The organism is Streptomyces sp. NPDC038200, from assembly GCF_055600785.1.
Genome location: NZ_JBVJYH010000029.1, coordinates 19,925 through 38,424, shown reverse-complemented (window position 1 = coordinate 38,424; position 18,500 = coordinate 19,925). Strand labels below are relative to the sequence as shown.

Annotated in this window: 6 protein-coding genes; 4 read left to right on the top strand and 2 right to left on the bottom strand. The window is 73.0% G+C overall.

Annotated features, from left to right (window positions below):
• Positions 1 to 149: 149 nt before the first annotated feature.
• Genes ACZ7KF_RS37935 through ACZ7KF_RS37925 form a run of 3 tightly spaced genes read left to right on the top strand, consistent with a single transcriptional unit; the run spans position 150 to position 14,141 of the window.
• Positions 150 to 10,619, top strand: a complete 10,470-nt coding sequence (locus ACZ7KF_RS37935; protein WP_471085985.1) for an HAD-IIIC family phosphatase — start codon at positions 150 to 152, stop codon at positions 10,617 to 10,619.
• Positions 10,612 to 13,068 carry a thioester reductase domain-containing protein gene (locus ACZ7KF_RS37930; RefSeq protein ID WP_471085982.1) on the top strand — a complete coding sequence of 819 codons (2,457 nt, stop codon included), beginning with the start codon at positions 10,612 to 10,614 and terminating at the stop codon, positions 13,066 to 13,068. The genes ACZ7KF_RS37935 and ACZ7KF_RS37930 overlap by 8 nt, the downstream gene beginning before the upstream one ends.
• Positions 13,065 to 14,141: an alpha/beta hydrolase gene (locus ACZ7KF_RS37925; protein WP_471085979.1), complete on the top strand. Its 1,077-nt coding sequence runs from the start codon at positions 13,065 to 13,067 to the stop codon at positions 14,139 to 14,141. Before ACZ7KF_RS37930 ends, ACZ7KF_RS37925 begins: the two co-directional genes overlap by 4 nt.
• Positions 14,142 to 14,192: 51 nt before the next feature.
• On the opposite strand, the gene ACZ7KF_RS37920 is transcribed toward ACZ7KF_RS37925, so the two are convergent.
• Positions 14,193 to 16,409 carry a protein kinase domain-containing protein gene (locus ACZ7KF_RS37920; RefSeq protein ID WP_471085976.1) on the bottom strand — a complete coding sequence of 739 codons (2,217 nt, stop codon included), beginning with the start codon at positions 16,407 to 16,409 and terminating at the stop codon, positions 14,193 to 14,195.
• 281 nt (positions 16,410 to 16,690) lie between these two features.
• Positions 16,691 to 17,305 (bottom strand): TetR/AcrR family transcriptional regulator, encoded by a 615-nt coding sequence (locus ACZ7KF_RS37915; protein WP_471085973.1) that lies wholly within the window; start codon positions 17,303 to 17,305, stop codon positions 16,691 to 16,693.
• A gap of 68 nt (positions 17,306 to 17,373) precedes the next feature.
• Here ACZ7KF_RS37915 and ACZ7KF_RS37910 point away from each other — a divergent pair, with 68 nt between their 5' ends.
• Entirely contained in the window at positions 17,374 to 18,267 is an 894-nt protein-coding gene (locus ACZ7KF_RS37910) for an NADP-dependent oxidoreductase (protein ID WP_471085970.1), read from the top strand.
• Positions 18,268 to 18,500 lie beyond the last annotated feature (233 nt).

Below are 18,500 nucleotides of genomic sequence, written 5' to 3'. Positions count from 1 at the left end.
CGATCTCGACACGTTGAACGGCGCATGAACACGCGAGCGGTGCGATTGCGCCCTTCCCGGGACTGTGCAGAGCGTCTGGTCGACAACACAGCGTCGTGTCGTTGGTCGTGCCTGTTCGATTCGAGGATGAGCTCGGCAGGAGGCCCTCCGTGAGCGCTCTGCGGGATGATTCATCGCCGGACACCACGCCGCTGACAGGCGAGGCGGCCGGCCTGCCCCGGGATCCGGACACCGCGCCCTCGGCCGACGCGGTCCCCTGGCTGCTCGCCGCGGACGGCCCGGACCGATTACGGGCATGGGCGGGGCGACTGGAGACCTTCCTGGCCGGGCAGCCGGACTGGTCGCCGCGTGACGTCGGCGCCGCACTGGCGCGACGAGCCCGAAGCGCGGCCGAACACCGCGCCGTGGTGACGGCCGGCGCCCGCGAGGACTTCCTGGCCGGCCTGACCGCCGTGCGGCTCGGCCGCACCGCCCCCCACTTGCTGCGCGGTACGGCGCGCGAGGGCCGGATCGTGTTCGTGTTTCCCGGGCAGGGGCCGCAGTGGCCCGGGATGGCCGCGACGCTGGCACGGCAGAGCCCGGTGTTCCGCGCAAAGCTGGACGAGTGCGCCCAGGCGCTGGAGCCGTTTCTCGACTGGCCGCTGGACGCGGCGTTCCAGCCGGACTCCGCTGTCGGCGGCGACCTGGACCGGGCGGATGTCGCCCAGCCCGCGCTGTTCGCGGTGATGGTGGCGCTGGCCGAACTGTGGCGCGCGCACGGCGTGACACCCGCGGCGGTGGTCGGCCACAGCCTGGGCGAGATCGCGGCCGCGGTGGTGGCCGGCGCGCTCTGCCTCGACGACGGCGCCCGCATCGCGGCCAGATGGAGCCAGGCGCAGGCGACGCTGGCCGGGCAGGGCGACATGGTGTCGGTGCGGGCACCGGAAGCCGAAGTCGAGCGATTGCTCACCCGCTGGAACGGCCGCCTGGTGGTGGCCGCGGTGAACAGCCCCGCCTCCGTCGTGGTCGCGGGCGACCACGACGCCGCGGCGGAACTCCTCACCCTGCTGCGGCAGCGGGACGTCCGGGCCAGGAAGGTCGCGGTCGGACTGGCCGCGCATTCACCGCACATCGACCGCATCCAGCCCCGGCTGCGAGCGGACCTCGCCGGCCTGCGCGCGCAACCGCCGACCGTGCCGATCTATTCATCGTTCCTGGGCCGGGCACTGGGGGACACCCCGCTGGAAACCGACTACTGGTGCCGGGCGCTGCGCGGCACCGTGCGCTTCGCCGACGCCGTCCGCGCCTGCCTGACGCACCCCTCTTCGCTGCTGGTGGAGGTCGGCCCGCACCCGGTGGTGACGGCCGCGCTCGACGAGATCTGCGCGTCCGCCGGCGCCCGCACGCAGGTGGTCGGCACCCTGCGCCGTGACGACGGCGGGCTGGACCGCTTCCACCGCTCCCTCGCCGAAGCCTATGTGGCCGGCGCGGAACCGGACTGGACAAGGGTGTTCCCGACGTCCGGCCGCCCGGTGCCGCTCCCCCCACCGGTGCCGGCCGAGCCGCCGCCCGGCACGGCGGCGGACGAGGACGACGGCGCCGGCCGTCCCCTCGAGAGCGGCGACGGTGCCGGCCGTCCCCCCGGGAGCGACGACGGACTGCGGACCGACCTGGAGCGGCTGCCGGCCGCCGCGCGCCGGGACGAACTGCTGGACCTGATCCGCCGGGAGCTCGACTGGTTGTCCGCGCAGCAACGGCCCATCGGCCCGGACGAGTCACTCCACGCGTTCGGCTTCGACTCGGTCACCGCCGTCGAGGCCGGCAAGCGGATCGGCACGGCCCTCGCGACCACGCTGCCGGTGACGGCGCTGTTCGACCATCCCACCCCGCGGCGGCTGGCCGCGCACCTGGCCGCAGAACTCTACGGCGACGGCCTGTCCGCCGAGCGGGGAGACCCGGCGCAGGTGCGCCCCGAGGCCGCCGACGCCGACGACCCGGTGGTCATCGTCGGCATGGGATGCCGGCTGCCGGGCGGCATCACCGATCCCGAGGGGCTGTGGCGGCTGCTCGCGTCCGGCGGCGACGCGGTGACGGCGTTTCCCCAGGACCGCGGCTGGGACGCGGCCGCCGCCTACGCCGATGGCCGCTACTACCAGCGAGAGGCCGGATTCCTGACCGAACCGGACCGCTTCGACGCCGCCTTCTTCCGGATCTCGCCGCGCGAAGCGCTGGCCATGGATCCCCAGCAACGGCTGCTTCTGGAGACCACCTGGGAGGCCCTGGAACGGACCGGCATGGACCCCACGACGCTGCGCGGCACCCGGACCGGGGTGTTCGTCGGCGCGATGACCATGGAGTACGGGCCGGGCCTGGACCAGGAGTCGCCGGCCGGGGGCTATCTGCTGACCGGCCGTACCGGCAGCGTCCTGTCCGGCCGCATCGCCTACACACTCGGGCTGCGCGGGCCGGCCGTCACGGTGGACACCGCGTGCTCGTCCTCGCTGGTGGCCCTGCACCTGGCCGCGCAGTCGGTGCGGCTGGGCGAGTGCGAACTGGCGCTGGTCGGCGGAGTCACCGTCATGTCCACGCTGGGCATGCTGGTCGAGTTCAGCCAGTTGGGCGCGCTCGCGCCGGACGGCCGGTGCAAGGCGTTCTCCGCCGCCGCCGACGGATTCGGCCTCGCCGAGGGCGTCTGCTCCCTGGTGGTGGAACGCCTGTCGCAGGCGCGTCGCCGCGGCCACGAGATCCTGGCGGTGCTGCGCGGCAGCGCCGTCAACCAGGACGGAGAGTCCAACGGCCTCACCGCGCCCAACGGCATCGCCCAGCAGCAGGTCATCCGGCAGGCCCTGGCGAACGCCCGGCTGTCCCCCGCAGAGGTGGACGCGGTCGAGGCGCACGGCACCGGGACCAGGCTCGGCGACCCGATCGAGGCCGGAGCGCTGCTGGCCACCTACGGCCGCGACCGCACCGATCACCGGCCGCTGCTGCTGGGCTCGGTGAAGTCGAACCTCGGGCACACCCAGGCGGCGGCCGGCGTGGTCGGCGTACTGAAAATGATCCTGGCGATGCGCAACGGGACGCTGCCGGCCACCCTGCACGTGACCGAGCCCTCGCCCCAGGTGGACTGGGCCGAGGACCGGCTGAAGCTGCTGACCGAGGCCGTGCCGTGGCCGCAGACGGGCCGGCCGCGGCGGGCGGGAGTGTCCTCGTTCGGTGTCAGCGGCACCAACGCCCACGTCGTGCTGGAACAGCCGCCGGCGAGCGAACCCCGACGAGCACGGCCGACCGCCCCGACGCCGGGCGAGCCGACGGTGGTGCCGTGGGTGCTGACCAGCCGGACGGCCACCGGACTGACCGGACAGGCCGACCGGCTGCTGGCCCGGGTCGTCGACGACCCCCGGGTGCGCCCGGTGGACATCGGGTTCTCGCTGGCCGTGGACCGGACCGCGTTCCAGCATCGCGCGGTGGTGCTGGGCGGTGCGCGCGCCGAACTGATCTCCGGCCTGCGGCAGTTGGCCGAAGGGACCGCGACACCCACCGTGGTGACCGGGGTCGCCGCGCAGGATCCGCAAGTGGCGTTCGTCTTCCCCGGTCAGGGCACGCAGTGGGCCGGGATGGGACGGGACTTGCTGTCGTCCGTGCCGGTGTTCGCCGAGCGGATGGCCGAATGTGACGCGGCACTGCGCGAGCACGTGGACTGGTCGGTGCTCGACGTGCTGCGGGGCGCGGACGGCGCGCCCGGCCTCGACCGGGTCGACGTGGTGCAGCCGGTGTCGTTCGCGGTCATGGTGTCGCTGGCCGCGGTCTGGCAGTCGCTCGGCGTACGGCCGGCCGCGGTGCTGGGCCACAGCCAGGGAGAGATCGCCGCGGCCTGTGTCGCGGGCGCGCTGACCCTGGCCGACGCCGCCCGGGTGGTGGCACTGCGCAGCGCGGCGCTGCGGACACTGGCCGGGCAGGGCGGGATGCTGTCGGTGCTGCTGCCGGTCGAGCAGGTACAGAACCGGCTCCAGGGCCGGGCCGGCCGGCTGTCCGTGGCCGCGGTCAACGGCCCCGGCTCGACCGTGGTCTCCGGCGACACCGAAGCGGTGGCCCAGGCGCTTGCCGACTGGCAGCGGGACGGCGTGCGGGTCCGGCGGATCGCCGTGGACTACGCCTCGCATTCCGCCCAGATGGAGCACATCGAAGCCGACGTGGCCAAGTCGCTGGCACCGGTCGAGCCGCGCACCGCCGAGGTGCCGTTCTACTCCTCGGTGACCGGCCGATCGCTGGCCGGTACCGCGCTGGACGCCGGCTACTGGTACCGCAACCTGCGCCAGACGGTCGAGTTCGAGGCGGCCACCGGCGCGCTGGCGCGGCGCGGAATCGGAGTCTTCCTCGAGGTGAGCAGCCATCCGGTGCTCACGGTCGGGATGCAGGAGACGATCGACGGACTGGGCGCCACGGCGGTGGTCCTGGACACGCTGCGCCGCGACGACGGCGGCCTCGGCCGGCTCCTCGAGGCCGCGGCCGAGGCGTTCGTGGCCGGGGCGCCGGTGGCGTGGGAGAAGGTGCTGACCGGCGGACAGCGGACGCCGCTGCCCACCTACGCGTTCGACCGGCAGCGCTACTGGCTGCCCGACACGGCCGGCACCACCGGGCTCGACGCGGCCGGCGTGCCGCCGCTGGACCATCCGCTGCTGCGCGCCGCGGTGCTGCTGCCGCAGGAGCGGGGCGCGGTGCTGACCGGACGCGTCCGGCCGGGCACGCACCCGTGGCTGGCCGACCACCGGGTCCGGGGACAGGTGCTGCTGCCGGGCGCGGCCTTCGCGGAACTCGCGCTGACCGCCGGCGCCGAACTGGGCTGCCACCATCTGCTCGAACTGACCTTGGAAGAGCCGCTGATCCTGACCGAGGACCGGGGAGTGCGGCTGAACGTCCTGGTCGGCCCGGCGGACGGGGCCGGTGTCCGGTCGGTGACGGTGCACTCCGCGCCCGACGCGCCCACGGACCGGCCGGCCTGGACCCGGCATGCCGGCGGACTGCTCGCCGCGCGGGACGATGCCGCACCCCCGCCCGCCATGGCGGACCTGGCCGGGACCTGGCCCCCGGCGCAAGCCCGTCCGGTAGCGCTGGAGGAGTTCTATCCCGAACTGGACCGGTCGCTGGGCCTGGGATACGGACCGGCCTTCCGCGGGCTGTCGGCGGCCTGGCGGCGAGGCGAGGAGATATTCGCCGAGGTCGCCCTGCCGCCCGAACTGGAAGCGGACGCGGAGCACTTCGAGGTGCATCCGGCGCTGCTGGACGCGGCGTTGCAGGCCGGCGCACTGGGCGGCCTGCTGGGCTCCGTCCGGGAGTTCCTCCCGGGTCCGCCACGACGGTCACGACACCCCGCCGCGCCGTCGCAGCCGACAGAGTCGTCGCAGCCGTCGGAGTCATCGGATCTGTGGGAGTCGGCGGAGCCTTCGGAGTCATCGGATCCGTGGGAGTCGGCGGAGCCTTCGGAGCTGTCGGGGGCCGTGGAGGGTGTCCGGTACGAGGCCGGTCCTCCGCCCCGCGACACACCGCACCCGACGCCGCGCCCCGACCCGCGAAGAACGCCCGGGCAGGACACGGCCGACGCTGGCGCGAAGGAGCCCGTCCGGCTCCCGTTCGCCTGGACGGGGGTCACCCTGGCCGCGCGGGGAGCCACCGCACTGCGGGTGAGGATCGCCCTGGAAGGCACGGACTCGGCGACCATCCAGCTGGCCGACCCGGCCGGTGCGCCCGTCGCGTGGGTCGACTCACTGCTGGTGCGCCCGGCCGCCGCCGCGCGGCTCGGCACGGGACGCCGCAGCGAGGGCGCGGAAACCCTGCTACGGCTGGCCTGGGTCGAACACCACCTGCCCCCGGCCGACTGGCCCGCCGGCCTGGCCCTGATCACCGGCCCGGACAGCGACGGCGGGACGGTACCCGGTGTCGCCGAGCGGGCACAGGTGCACGCCTCGGTCGAGGACCTGGCGACCGCCGTGCGCGATGGCGCCCCGTCGCCGGACGTGGTGCTGCTGGCGATACCCCCGTCACCGGCCGGGGCGGACGTGGTGCCCGAGGCACGCCGGCTGATGCGCCGGGTCCTGCGTGACATCGCGCGCTGGTCGGCCGAGGACGCCCTGGCCTCGGCCCGGCTGGCGGTCCTCACCCGATCGGCGGTCCACACCGGAGCCGAGGCCGAGCCGGCCCCGGATCTCGCGCAGGCACCGCTGTGGGGCCTGCTGCGGACGGCGCAGGCGGAGAACCCGGGGCGGCTCGCCGTCATCGACCTGGACGCTGCCGCAGGTCCCGACGCGCTGGCCGCCGCGCTCGCCGCGGACGCGCCCCAACTGGCGGTCCGCGGCGGCCGCGGCTACCTGCCCCGGCTGCACCCCCTCGCCCCGCCGACCGACCCGCCAACCGCCCCGCGGACCGCCGCGTCAACCGACCCGCCGACCGAGGTGACCGACGTCCCGCCGACCGCGCTGGCCACCGGAACGGTGTTGATCACCGGCGGCACCGGCGGCCTCGGCACGGAACTGGCCCGTCATCTCGTGCGCCGGGGCGCCCGGCACCTGCTGCTGCTCTCCCGCAGCGGCGAGCACGCCGAGGGAGCCGCGGCACTGCGCGCGGAACTGGCCCTGTCGGGAGCCGAGATCAGCATCCGGTCGTGCGATGCCGGCGATCGCGACCAGCTCCGGGCGGCGCTGACCGCGATTCCACCGGCACACCCCCTGACCGTCGTGGTCCACGCGGCCGGCGTACTCGACGACGGACTGATCCCCTCGCTCACCCCGGAACGGGTGGACACGGTGTGGCGCCCGAAGGTGGACGCCGGCTGGCACCTGCACGAGCTGACCGAGGGCATGGACCTCGCGGCGTTCGTGGTGTTCTCCTCGGTGTCCGGCGTACTCGGCGGACCCGGACAGGGCAGCTACGCGGCGGCCAACGTCTTCCTGGACGCGCTGACGCAGCACCGCCGTGCCACCGGACGCCCGGCGCTGTCGCTGGCCTGGGGACTGTGGGACGACCGTACCGGCATGACCGGTCAGGTGGCGGACACGGACCTGGACTGGGTACGGCGCGACGGACTGACCACGCTGAGCACCGAACAGGGAATGGCCCTGTTCGACCTCGCGTTCGACAAGGTCCTGGCCAGTCCGGAGGCAGGCACGGTCGACGAGGCGATGCTGGTGGCCGTAGGACTGGACCGGACCGCGCTGCGCGCCGCCGCCCCGAGCCGGCTGTCACCGCCGCCGGCCGACTTGCTTCCCCGACCCCGGCAGGCCGCCCCCGCCCCGCCCCGGACCGCGCCCCCGGCCCGGCCACGCAGCCGGGACACGGTACTGGCGCTGCTGCGGGAGCGCGTCGCCACCCTGCTCGGCTACCCGGCCGGCCGACTCGACAGCACCACACCCCTGGTCGACCTGGGCATGGACTCGGTGACGGCGATGCGCACCCGCTCCCTGGTGGAGTCGGACCTCGGCGTGAACCTGCCGGTCGCACGGCTCCTGAACGGCGCGAACCTCGACGACATCGCCGACCAGGTGCTGGCCGGGTCCCCGCGCCGGATTGCCGAGAGCCGTCCGGCCACGGAGGCGGCCGGGATCAACGCCCGGCACCCGGCGACAACCTCCGAGGACACGAGCGCCCGGCTCCCGGGAACGGCCCCCGAGGACACGAGCGCCCGGCACCCGGGAACGGCCCCCGAGGACACGAGCGCCCGGCACCCGGGAACGGCCCCCGAGGACACGAGGGTGCCGCGGCCGGCGACCGACCCCCAGGACGCGAGCGTGCTCCGGCCGGCGACGCGGGATGTGCTGCGCCTGCTGCGCGCGGAGCAGCAGGGCACACCGGGCGTCACACACAACATCGGCTACGCGATCGCACTCGACGCCCCCACCACGCCGGACGTGCTGGCCGAGGCACTGCGCGCACTGGCCGCCCGGCACGCGGCGCTGCGCACGACGATCGTGCCGGACCCCGAACACGGCGCGCGACTGCGGACCCGGCCGGAACCCCCCGCCGATCTGCTGCGCTGGTCGGTGGTCGGCGCGCGGACGGACGTCCAGCAGCGGTTGCTGGACCTGCTGGCGACACCCTTCGACCTGGCCGAAGGCCCGCTGTGGCGCTTCGAGTTGCTGGCCGGTCCCGCCGACGAGCAGGTGCTGATCTACTGCGCCCACCACGCCGTGTCCGACGCGCCTTCGCTCGCGCTGGTCGCGGCCGAGATCGGCACCGTACTCGCCGGTGCCGAACTGGACACCACCCCGACCGACCAGGACATCGAGGATCTGCTGAAGGCGCAGCCGGTCAGGCCGGCCGACCGCGACCCGATGGCGGCGGAGCGGCACGAGCAGTTCACCGGCTGCTCCCGGTTGGAACTGACCCTGGCCGGCCCCCGGCCGCCCACCCGCAGTTTCCGCGCGGGCAGCCATTTCGCCGAGGTGCCCGAGCAGCTACCCGAACGGATCGCCCGGCGGGCCGGCCGGCTCGGCATCACCCCGGCCGCGTTCTGGCTGGGCACACTGACCGTCCTGTTGGCCCGGCTGCGCGGGCGGCAGCGGTTCGCGCTCGCGGTACCGGTGGACACCAGGGCGCAGGTCGGCGCGGACCAGGCCGTCGGCTTCTTCGGCGTGCCCATCCCGTTCGCGGCCCAGGCGGCGCCGGACGAGCCGATCGAGGCGGTGCTGCGGCGGACCGACGCCCGGCTGCGCGGCGTGCTGGACCGCGGCGCGTCGTTCTTCGACGCCATGTCCACCCTGGTCCGGCAGGGCCTGTACCGCGCGAACGCGCCACTGATCGAGGTGTATTTCAACTACCTCCGCGGCACCTCCCGGCCGGGACCGGGCCAGCGGTTCCTTCCGGTCGGCACCGGCCACTCCGATCTGGACCTGATGGTCACCGTGCTGTCCGACCTGGGGCACGTCCGCATCGACTACAACACGGACATCATCGACGAGGCGGCCTGCGTCCGGTTCGCACAGGACTATCTCGACCTGCTCGCCGAAGTGGCCGAGAACACCGAGGCACCCGTCACGGCCACGCCGCCCCGCGCCGCCGGAACCCTTGCCCTCGCGGCCACCTTCACGCTCGGGAACCTGCCGGCGCTGCTGACCTCGGCCACCCGACTGCCGGTCACCGAGGCGCCGTACCACCAGGTACTGGCGAGCATCCTCGATCCGGCCGGAGTGTTCGCCGCGCCGTCGACGACGGCCGGCGTGGTGCTGCTGCGCGCCGTGGACTTCGCCCGGTTCGCACCCGTGACCGGCCGACTGCTGGCGCAACTGGCCGAGGAATACCCCGCCGCGATCCAGGAACTGTCCCGGCGGACCGGCCTGCCGCTGATCGTCGGTTTCCCTCCGGCAGCCGGCGCGGACGACCGGATGCGCCGATGGGAGCGGGAGCTGGCCGCGCGACTGCGCCTCCTACCCGGCATCGCCGTGCTGGACGGCGAGGACTGGCACCGGATCGCCCGGGTGGCGGAGCCCTTCGACGAGCGCACCGAAGCCATCGCGCACCTGCCGTTCCCCCCGGAGTTCCAGGCGGTCGTCGCGCTCACCGTCGCCGAGGTCCTCACCGCGATCCGCCGGACACCGCCCAAGGTGATCGTGGTCGACGGAGACGACACCCTGTGGAGCGGCGTGGCCGGGGAGATCGGGCCGGAGAACGTGGACCTGACCGGCCCACGAGCCGAGCTGGCCGCCCGGCTGGCGCAGTGGCGGACCGCCGGGGTCCTGCTGGTGCTGGTGTCCAACAACGACGAGGACACCGTACGGGCCGTGCTCGACCGGCCGGAAAGCGTGCTGCGCGCGGAGCACTTCGCCGCCCTCTCCGCCGAATGGCGGCCCAAGCCGGTGCGGCTGGCGGAGGTGGCCGAGCAGTTGCGGCTCGGCCTGGACAGCTTCCTGTTCCTCGACGACAACCCGGTGGAGATCGCCCGTATGCGGTCCGCCCTGCCCGAGGTGCTGAGCGTGACCTGCCCGCCGCAGCAGCGGCTCAGCGACTTCGTACGGCGGCTCTGGCCACTCACGCCCCGGCCGGCCACCCGGGAGGACGCCGCGCGGGCCGAGTCCTACCAGCAGGAGCGGCTGCGCGACCGAGCCCGCGCCGAGTCGGGGTTCGCCGAGTTCCTGGAGCGGCTGGAGATGAGGATGGACTTCCGGCCGCTCACCGCCGACACCACGGAGCGGTCCATCCAGCTCAGCCGGCGGACGAACCAGTTCAACCTGCGGCCCGTGCCACTGGACGCGGAGGCATTGGCGCGCTGGCGGCGGGACGGCGAGATCTGGACGGTGTCAGCCCGCGACCGGTTCGGTGACTACGGGCAGATCGCCGTCCTGGTGCTCCACCCGGACGGTGCCGTCCTCGAGGTGATGGCCTGGATGATGAGCTGCCGCATACTCGGCCGGGGCGCCGAGGAACGCGTGCTGCGGTGGCTGGCCGAGCGTGCCGAGGCGCTGGGCGCCGACGCGGTGCGCCTGGTCGCCGAGCGCACGCCGCGCAACATTCCCGCCCGGCGGCTGGTGTCCGCGCTGGGCGGCGGAGATGTCGACGACGAGCAGTTGGTGGTCCTGGCCGCCCCGGCGGAACTCCGCGAGTTCGCGTCCCGGGCCGCCGGTCAGGCAACGGTTGGGGAGGTGGGCAATGGATGAACCGGACGGCATGGCCACGGCACGCAACCCGGGGGTCGACCGCCGGCACGAAGGCGAGTTGATCGAGACCGGCCTGACCGGACCGGCGGCAGTGGCGGACCTGCTCGCCGGACTGCGGCCACCGACGTCCGCACCGCCCGCCCCACCCACCCCACCCGTCCCGGAGGGGCCGGACACCCCGGACGGACGTAACGGGCCCAACGGCCCCAACGCGCCCGGCGGCCCGGCGACCACCGGCGCGGACGACCGGCCACGGGACCGGCCGTGGGACCTGCCGAGCCTCGCCTCGGCCATCGCCGCCACGGCGTCCCGGTTCCTCGACCACCGCACCCTCGATGTGGAGACGGACTTCTTCGACGCCGGAGCCTCGTCGGTGAGCGCGGTGGAACTGGTCGCCGCGCTCGACCGGGAACTCGACGTCCGGATCAGCCTGGACGACGTGTTCGCCGACGGCCGGCCCCGAAGGCTGGCCGAGCGCTGGCTGCGCGCCACCGGCCAGGCCACCGCGACCAGCACGGACCTGCTGGTGGCAGAGCCCCGCCACCTGCTGCCGCACTCCTTGGCGAACGAGGAACTGGCCATGATCGCGGCCGACCTCGCCATGGCGGACAGCCTTCCGTTCCGCCCGGAGCCGCTGCGCCTGGCCCCCCGGCGCATCCTGCTGACAGGCGCCACCGGATTTCTCGGCAGCCACCTGATGTTCGATCTGCTGCGCTACGGCGACGCGCACGTCGTCTGCCTGGTGCGCGGCGAAGACGACAAGGCCGCCGAGAAACACCTCGCCGAGTCGCTGGCCTCGTTCGACCTGCCCTGGACGGGCGAGCTCCGCCGCCGGATCACCGTGCTCCGCGGGGACGTCCGCGAACCCCGGCTGGGCCTGACCGAGAACCGCTGGAACGAACTCGCCAGGGACACGGACGCGATCGTCAGCGTGGCCGCGGCGGTCGACTTCCTGCGCGGCTACGCCTCGCTGCGCAACACCAACGTGCTCGGCCCACTGACCCTCGCCGAACTGGCGATGACCGGCCCGCCGAAACCACTGCACCACGTCTCGTCGATCGCGGTGTTCAACGAGATCGGCATCTCCTCGATGGGTGAGGACGATCCGGTCGCGCACATCGACGGGCTGGTCGCCGGATACGACAAGTCGAAATGGGCGGCCGAGGCGGTGTTGCGGCGGGCCAGGGAACACGGCCTGACCGTGACGCTGCTGCGCCCGGGCGGAATCGCCGGCCACACCCAGACCGGCGCCTACAACGCGCACGATCTCAGCTGTGGCTTCAACACGGCGTTCTTCCGCTACCGCACCGTCCCGGCCTTCCGGAACTTCAACTTCTCCGCCGTGGACTGGGTGAGCCGGATCTCCGCGGCCATCGTGTACGACCCCGGCGCCTGGGGCCTGAACTACAACCTCGCCGGCCGGCCCAACACCCTGCCCGAACTCCTGCGGGACATGAAGCTGTCCGGGATGAACATGAAGGTGATGGAGTGGGACGAGTGGCGGGCGGACTTCCTGTCCCGCTGGGAGGCCGACCCCATCCCGCAACTGGACTTCCTGGCCCGGGTCATGCGCAGCCCCACGGCGGTCAAGCTGTGCGAGGCGACCCTGCTCGGACCGCCCGCCCGCGGCGAGCGCACCGAAAGGTTCGCCGCCCGGCACGACCTGCCCGCCCCGTTCCGCTACGACGCGGCGGCGGGCCTGAAGAACTACGAGCGGCTGGCCCGCGACGGCCTGATCGCCCTGCCCAGCCGCACCGATCCGCCGCTGCTGTGGTTTCCCGAAACCATGCGCGGCCGACTGGGCCCGGTCGGCGGCGTGCCCGACACGCCCTGCCGGCTGCGGATGACACTGTCGATAGCGAGCATGTACCAGCTCACCAAGAAGCGCGGGCACACCATCGACATCCGCGGCGGCGAACTGATCTGTCCCCAGGTGCACAAACAGCCGGTGACCGTCGAGTCAGGCGAGATCGACATCCGCCCCGACGACGGGATGCCGTTGCCGTACGGTGAGTCTCATCCGTTGCTGCACTACCGGTTGCGGCTGCGCGACCGTGACGGGCAACTGTGGTGGCTGGAAGGCTGGAAGACCGCCCGGCCGCACCATGATCTGTGGAAACAGGCGCGGACCCTGAGCATCGAGATCGGCAAGGACGGCGGGCCGGCCGTGTTCGCCGGCCGGGTCAAGGTGCGGTCCAAGAGCTATCTGCGCGAACAGGTCGACGGCATCCGGGTCAATCCGGACCTGTCCCTGCAGGAACAGCGGATCGCGAAGGCGACGTGGCTGGCCTGGTTCGTACCGGAGATGGTCAAGGGACTGGCCGAGCCGTGGCTGCGCGCCGCCGCGGACGTGCTGGACCTGCGCCGGGACGCGATCGACCGGCAGACCGACAACGACCGTGCCCAGGACCGCAAACGGGTCAAGAGCAGGGAGAGGTGGCCGCGGTGACGCTTCGGCAGCTGGACGCCCGACTGGACGACGCCGTGATCGAGAACATCCCGTTCGCCGCGGGCGACGGCACGGAACTCGGGCTGTGCCGGATCACCCGCGACGACCGGGCCCGGCCGGCCGTGCTGCTGCTGCACGGCCACACCGCATCCGCGGACATGTTCGTCCTGCCGGAGACACGCAACCTTGCCGAAGCGCTGCTGGACGCGGGCTACGAGCCCTGGTTGCTGGACTGGCGCGGAAGCTGCCGGCTGCCGCACAACGAGGGCCGGGTCCGCTACAGCTACGACGATGTCGCGCTGTACGACATCCCCGAGGCGGTGCGCTACATCCGTTCGAGAATCGGATCCCAGCGGCTGTTCGTGGTGGCCCACTGCATGGGTGCGCTGTCGTTGTCCATGAGTATGGCCGCCGGACTGGTGCCGGAACTCGCCGGTGTGGTCGCGCAGGGCGTGTTCCTGACACCGAAGATGTCCTGGCCGGTGCGGACCCGGTTCCACTTCGCCGGTGAGCTGCTCCGGTCGCGCTTCACCCATCTGCCCGTCGACATCAAGAAGGTCGGGCTGCGGTCGAAATACACCCCGATCTTCGCGTTGGCCTCGCTCGGCGCCGACTGTCCCGACCCCAACTGCCAGATGCTGCACAACTCCTCGTGGGGCTCGGGCGGATCACTGTTCGAGCACGACAACCTGGACATCCGCACGCACGATCGACTGGCCGAGTTGTTCGGGTCGGTGCCGACGTGGATACTCCCGCACATCCGCCGGATGGAAATGGCACACGCGGTGCTGCGGTGGAACACGGGGGACTACCGGTACGACCGGCTCCCGGACAACGCGGTGGACCACGCCGACCGCATCGACTGCCCGGTGCTGCTGATGTCCGGCAGCAAGAACAAGATCTGGCAGGACTCCAACGAGCTGTGCCGCGACGTGCTGTCCCGCCGCCACCCGCAGCTGGACGTCCGCTACCTGGAAATACCTTCCTACGGACACGTCGACACGTTCATCGGCCGCGGCGCCGCGCTCGACGTGTTCGGCCACATCATCGACTTCCTGGACCAACACCGGTGAAGGCCCCACCGGCCGAACCAGCCGCCCGTCCCGACGTTGCCATCACGCTCATCACGGCCGTCGCGGGGCGGGCTTCAACTGGGGACGGGCCGGATCGAGGGTGAAGAGGGTGCCGTCGGAGGCCGCCAGGACCAGTGCGCCCTCGTGGAACCACACGGTGGGAAGCAGACCACTGTCGAGCACCTCCCCGCGTGGCGCGGATTCCCACAGCGGGGTGCCGCGGGCCGCGTCGAGGGCGGCCACCCGGCCGCTGCCGCCCGCGAGGTAGACGGTGCGTCCCGCTGGGTCCACCGACACCGTGCCCGGCGTCTCCAGGGTCGTATGGCTTCGCCACAGCCGCTTGCCGGTCACGGGGGAGACGGCGGTGACCAGACCGCTGGAAGTGGCGAAGTACAGAGTGCCGTGCGCCAGGGTGGGCGTCCCTCCCCGGGGGTGCTCGGGCAGGTTCGTCACCGAGCGGTCGGCGGTGTCCGGGTCGACGCGCACGATCCGGGTGTAGATCAGGTCGGGGCTGTTGGTCACGGGCCGGTCGTCCGACTCCACGAAAAGGAGCCGACCGCCCTGGACCCCGGCGAAGCTGCGCTGCTGGGCGGGAGACGTCAGGGTCTGCGCGGAGGTGCCCGTGGGGTCGACGACGAGGAACTTCGTGGCGTGGGAGTCCTCGCCGCGGGCGACGCACTCCACATAGGGGCGGTCACCGACGGCGAGCGGCGAGCAGTCGTACGCCGGGGGAAGAAGGATCTGCCGGCGCACCGTGCCCTGGCGTGCGGAGCGGACGGTCACCGTGCTGCCGTCGCCTTCCTGTGTCAGTGTCAGCCCCGCGGCGTAGGCCGATCCCAGGCTGTCGGTGCGCACGCGATGGGACCAGAGTTTCCTGCCGTCGGCGGCATCGAGCGCGAGGACCGACTGGGACACCCCCCTGCCGTCCTCGCCGGTGATCGTCAGCTCCACGAGGACGACGCCCTCATGGGCGCCGAGGACGGTCGTCACGTACCGGTCGGCGGGCAGGGCGGCAGGGGTGATCCCGGAGCGCCACAAGGTGCGGCCGGTGGAGGCGTCGATGCGTTCGGGCAGGAGCGCGCTGCCGGCGCAGTAGAGGGCGTCGCCGTCCGGTAAGCAGGCGGGTGCTCTGTCGCCCTCGTACCCCGGGGCCTTCCGCACGCCCTGTTCGGCGACCGCGTACGCCGTCGTCTGCCACGGTGTCCAGCCGGCGGGCAGGGCGCCCCACCGGGCGGCGGGTGCGGAGTTCGCCCGTGCGGTGCCGTCGCCGTCACCCGGGGCGAACAGCAGGTACCCCGTCAGGGCTGCGGCGAGCACCCCCGAGACGGCCATCAGCGTGCGTGCGGCGCGTCGCCGCGGGCGGCGATCGACGGCGGTCTCACCGTCGGCGTGCAGCGGGTTGCCGGGGGACGCGGCGGGCGGCCACGGGGCCGGCACCTGCGGCTCGCCGACGGGCGGCTCCGGCAACACCTCGGCCAACTCCCGCGCCAATTGCTCCGGCTCGGGCCTGTCGGCGGGGTCCTTCGCCAGACAGCGGTCCAGCACCGCGCGCACCGATCCGGTCACCCCGTCGAGGACGGGCTCGTTGTGCACCACCCGGTACCCGGTGAGGAAGGGATTGTCGGCATCGAAGGGCCCGTGCCCGGTGAGGCAGTACACCAGCAGCGCGCCGAGGGAGAACACGTCCGAGGCGGGGCCGGCCGTGCGGGCGTCGGCGAACTGCTCGGGGGACATGAACGACGGGGTGCCGATCACCTGACCGGTCTCGGTGAGGGCGTGGTGGCTCTCAGCGGCCCGGGAGATACCGAAGTCGATGACACGGGGACCGTCGTCGGCCAGCAGGACATTGGCCGGTTTCAGGTCGCGGTGCACCACTCCGGCCCGGTGGATGTCCCGCAGCGCCTCCACCAGACCCAGTGCCAAGGGCCGTAACTGGGCGACACGCAGAGGACCGTGGTCGCGAACGAGAGCGGCGAGCGACTGGCCGGGCACGTACTGGGTCGCCATCCAGGGGGTTTCCGCCTCGGGGTCGGCGTCCACCACGGCCGCGGTGAAGGCGCCGCTGACCCGGCGGGCGGCCTCGATCTCCTGCCGGAAACGGGCACGGAAGACGGCGTCGCGAGCGTACTGGTCGTGTACGACCTTGACGGCGACCTCGCGACCGGAACGCGACCTGCCCCGATAGACCCTCCCCATGCCGCCGGCCCCGAGCCGGCCGACCAGCCGGTAGCCGCCGATGGACCTCGGGTCGTCCCTGTACAGCGGCACGCGCACCCCCTCAAGTCGCCCAGTGCTTCATCGTGCAGCGCTTCAAGTCGCCCAGCGCTTCAGTCGTCCAGCGTTTCGCGACGCCGAAGGCGCCAGCATACGGAAGCCGGCCCCGCCGCCACCTCGCCGGCTGTAGCCGTTCCGCCACCCCACTCGGGGCGCGACGGTGGCCGGCCTCTCGCCGCCCGCAACGCCTCGCCGGACCGCCCCTCCCCGTCGCGATGCCCCCGCGTCACGGACGGAGGGCCCTATGTCCGGCCACACTTGCGGGCCGGGTCTGACTACGGTCCGACCTCGCCGTTCGCGCCGTCGGTGTTCTCGGAGGGGCAGGTGACCTCCCAGGCCGCCTCGATCATCCGGAAGATCTCGTCCACCGCGGCCTCCGGATCGTCCGCCTCACGCGCCAGCGCATAGGCGTCGATCGCGAACCGCGCGATCGCCCGACAGGCCGTCGGGGTCCGTGACAGACCGGGATCGGCGGCGATGGCCTTCGCCAGTGATTCCGCGTGGCGCAGCCTCATCGACTCCTCGTACTCCCGCAGGGCGGGTGATGCGTCGATCATGCGCCATACCGGGGCGGCGCCGTCCGCGGAGCAGTGTCGCACCAGGGCGTGGATCTCGCGGCGCAGGGCGGGGATGAGCGGCCCGTGCGGCGCCCGGTCGGTGACCGCCTGTGTGAGGCGCTGCTCGAAGTCCTCGTCCTGCTCGAACACCAGGGCCTCTTTCGAGGCGAAGTGAGAGAAGAGCGTGGTGACGGCCACGTCGGCCTCGGCGGCCACGTCACGGATGCCCACGGCTTCGTACCCGCGTTCCAGGAAGAGCCGCAGGGCGGCGTCGGCGATCTTCTGGCGGGTCGCGGCCTTCTTGCGCTCACGGCGTCCGGTCGGTGTGGTCATGCCTCACCCTATCAAGTGCAAATCCGTAACGGTTTCAAAACCCTAACCGTTAGTGTTACGGTCGCGGCATGAAGAAGGTGAGCTTCGCCGAGTTCGGCGGTCCGGACGTCCTGCAACTCATTGACGCCGAGGAGCCCCACCCGGGCCCCGGCCAGATACGCATCGCCGTACGGGCGGCGGGTGTGAACCCCGTCGACTGGAGGATCCGTGAAGGCCAGGTCCTGGGGGCCCATCCGGTCGAGCTGCCCTCCGGAGTAGGGCTGGACGCCGCCGGGGTGGTGGACGAGGTCGGCGCGGGCGTCGAAGGGGTCGAGGTCGGCGACCACGTGTTCGGCGAAGGGGCAAGCACGTACGCCGAGTTCGCCGTGCTGTCGGCCTGGGCCCGTATGCCCGAGGGCTTGACGTTCGAAGAGGCGGCCGGGTACCCCTCCGTGGTGGAGACCGCGCTGCGCATCATCCGCGAGGCCGGTGTGCGGACCGGGCAGACGCTGCTGGTCAGCGGTGCGTCCGGGGGAGTCGGATCGGCGGTGCTGCAGATCGCCCGTGACCGCGGCATCACGGTGATCGGCACGGCTGGGGCCGCGAACCAGGACTACCTGCGCAGCCTGGGCGCCCTCGCCACGACGTACGACGAGGGCTGGCCCGAGCGGGTGCGGCAGCTCGGCCGGGTCGACGCGGCTCTCGATCTGGCGGGCTCGGGCGTGATCCGCGAACTCGTCGAGCTGACCGGGGATCCGCGAAAGGTGATCTCCATCGCCGATCTCGACGCGCCGAAGCTCGGCGTCCGCTTCTCCGGAACAGCCGGCAGCGTGCCGGACGCACTCGCCGAGGCCGTCAGCCTCATCTCACAAGGCAAGCTCCGCATCCCGGTCGAGAAGTCCTACACGCTCGCCGAGGCCGCGGCGGCGCACACCGACAGCCATGCCGGTCACACGCGCGGGCGCCGGGTTCTGGTCATCTGAAAACCGGATGCGCGGCGCCCACCGCCTCGGCCATCAGCCGAACCGCGGGGGGCGCCGAGGGGACACAGGGGGCGTGGACGCGGTTCGCTTACGCGCGGCTGCCACCTGCCCCTGCCCCGGCCGCGCTCGCCTTCCGGCCGCATGGTCCTGCTGCCGATGACGGACCAGGTGCGCGCCCCGGACGTGGCCGACGGTCCACCACTCCACCGTGCGGATGGAGGCCCGAGAACCGC

What these genes read in the sequence shown, in the direction of transcription:
- ACZ7KF_RS37910 (WP_471085970.1), top strand. Translation starts at nt 17,374, where the DNA reads ATGAAGAAGGTGAGCTTCGCCGAGTTCGGCGGTCCGGACGTCCTGCAA.
- ACZ7KF_RS37915 (WP_471085973.1), bottom strand. Translation starts at nt 17,305, where the DNA reads ATGACCACACCGACCGGACGCCGTGAGCGCAAGAAGGCCGCGACCCGC.
- ACZ7KF_RS37930 (WP_471085982.1), top strand. Translation starts at nt 10,612, where the DNA reads ATGGATGAACCGGACGGCATGGCCACGGCACGCAACCCGGGGGTCGAC.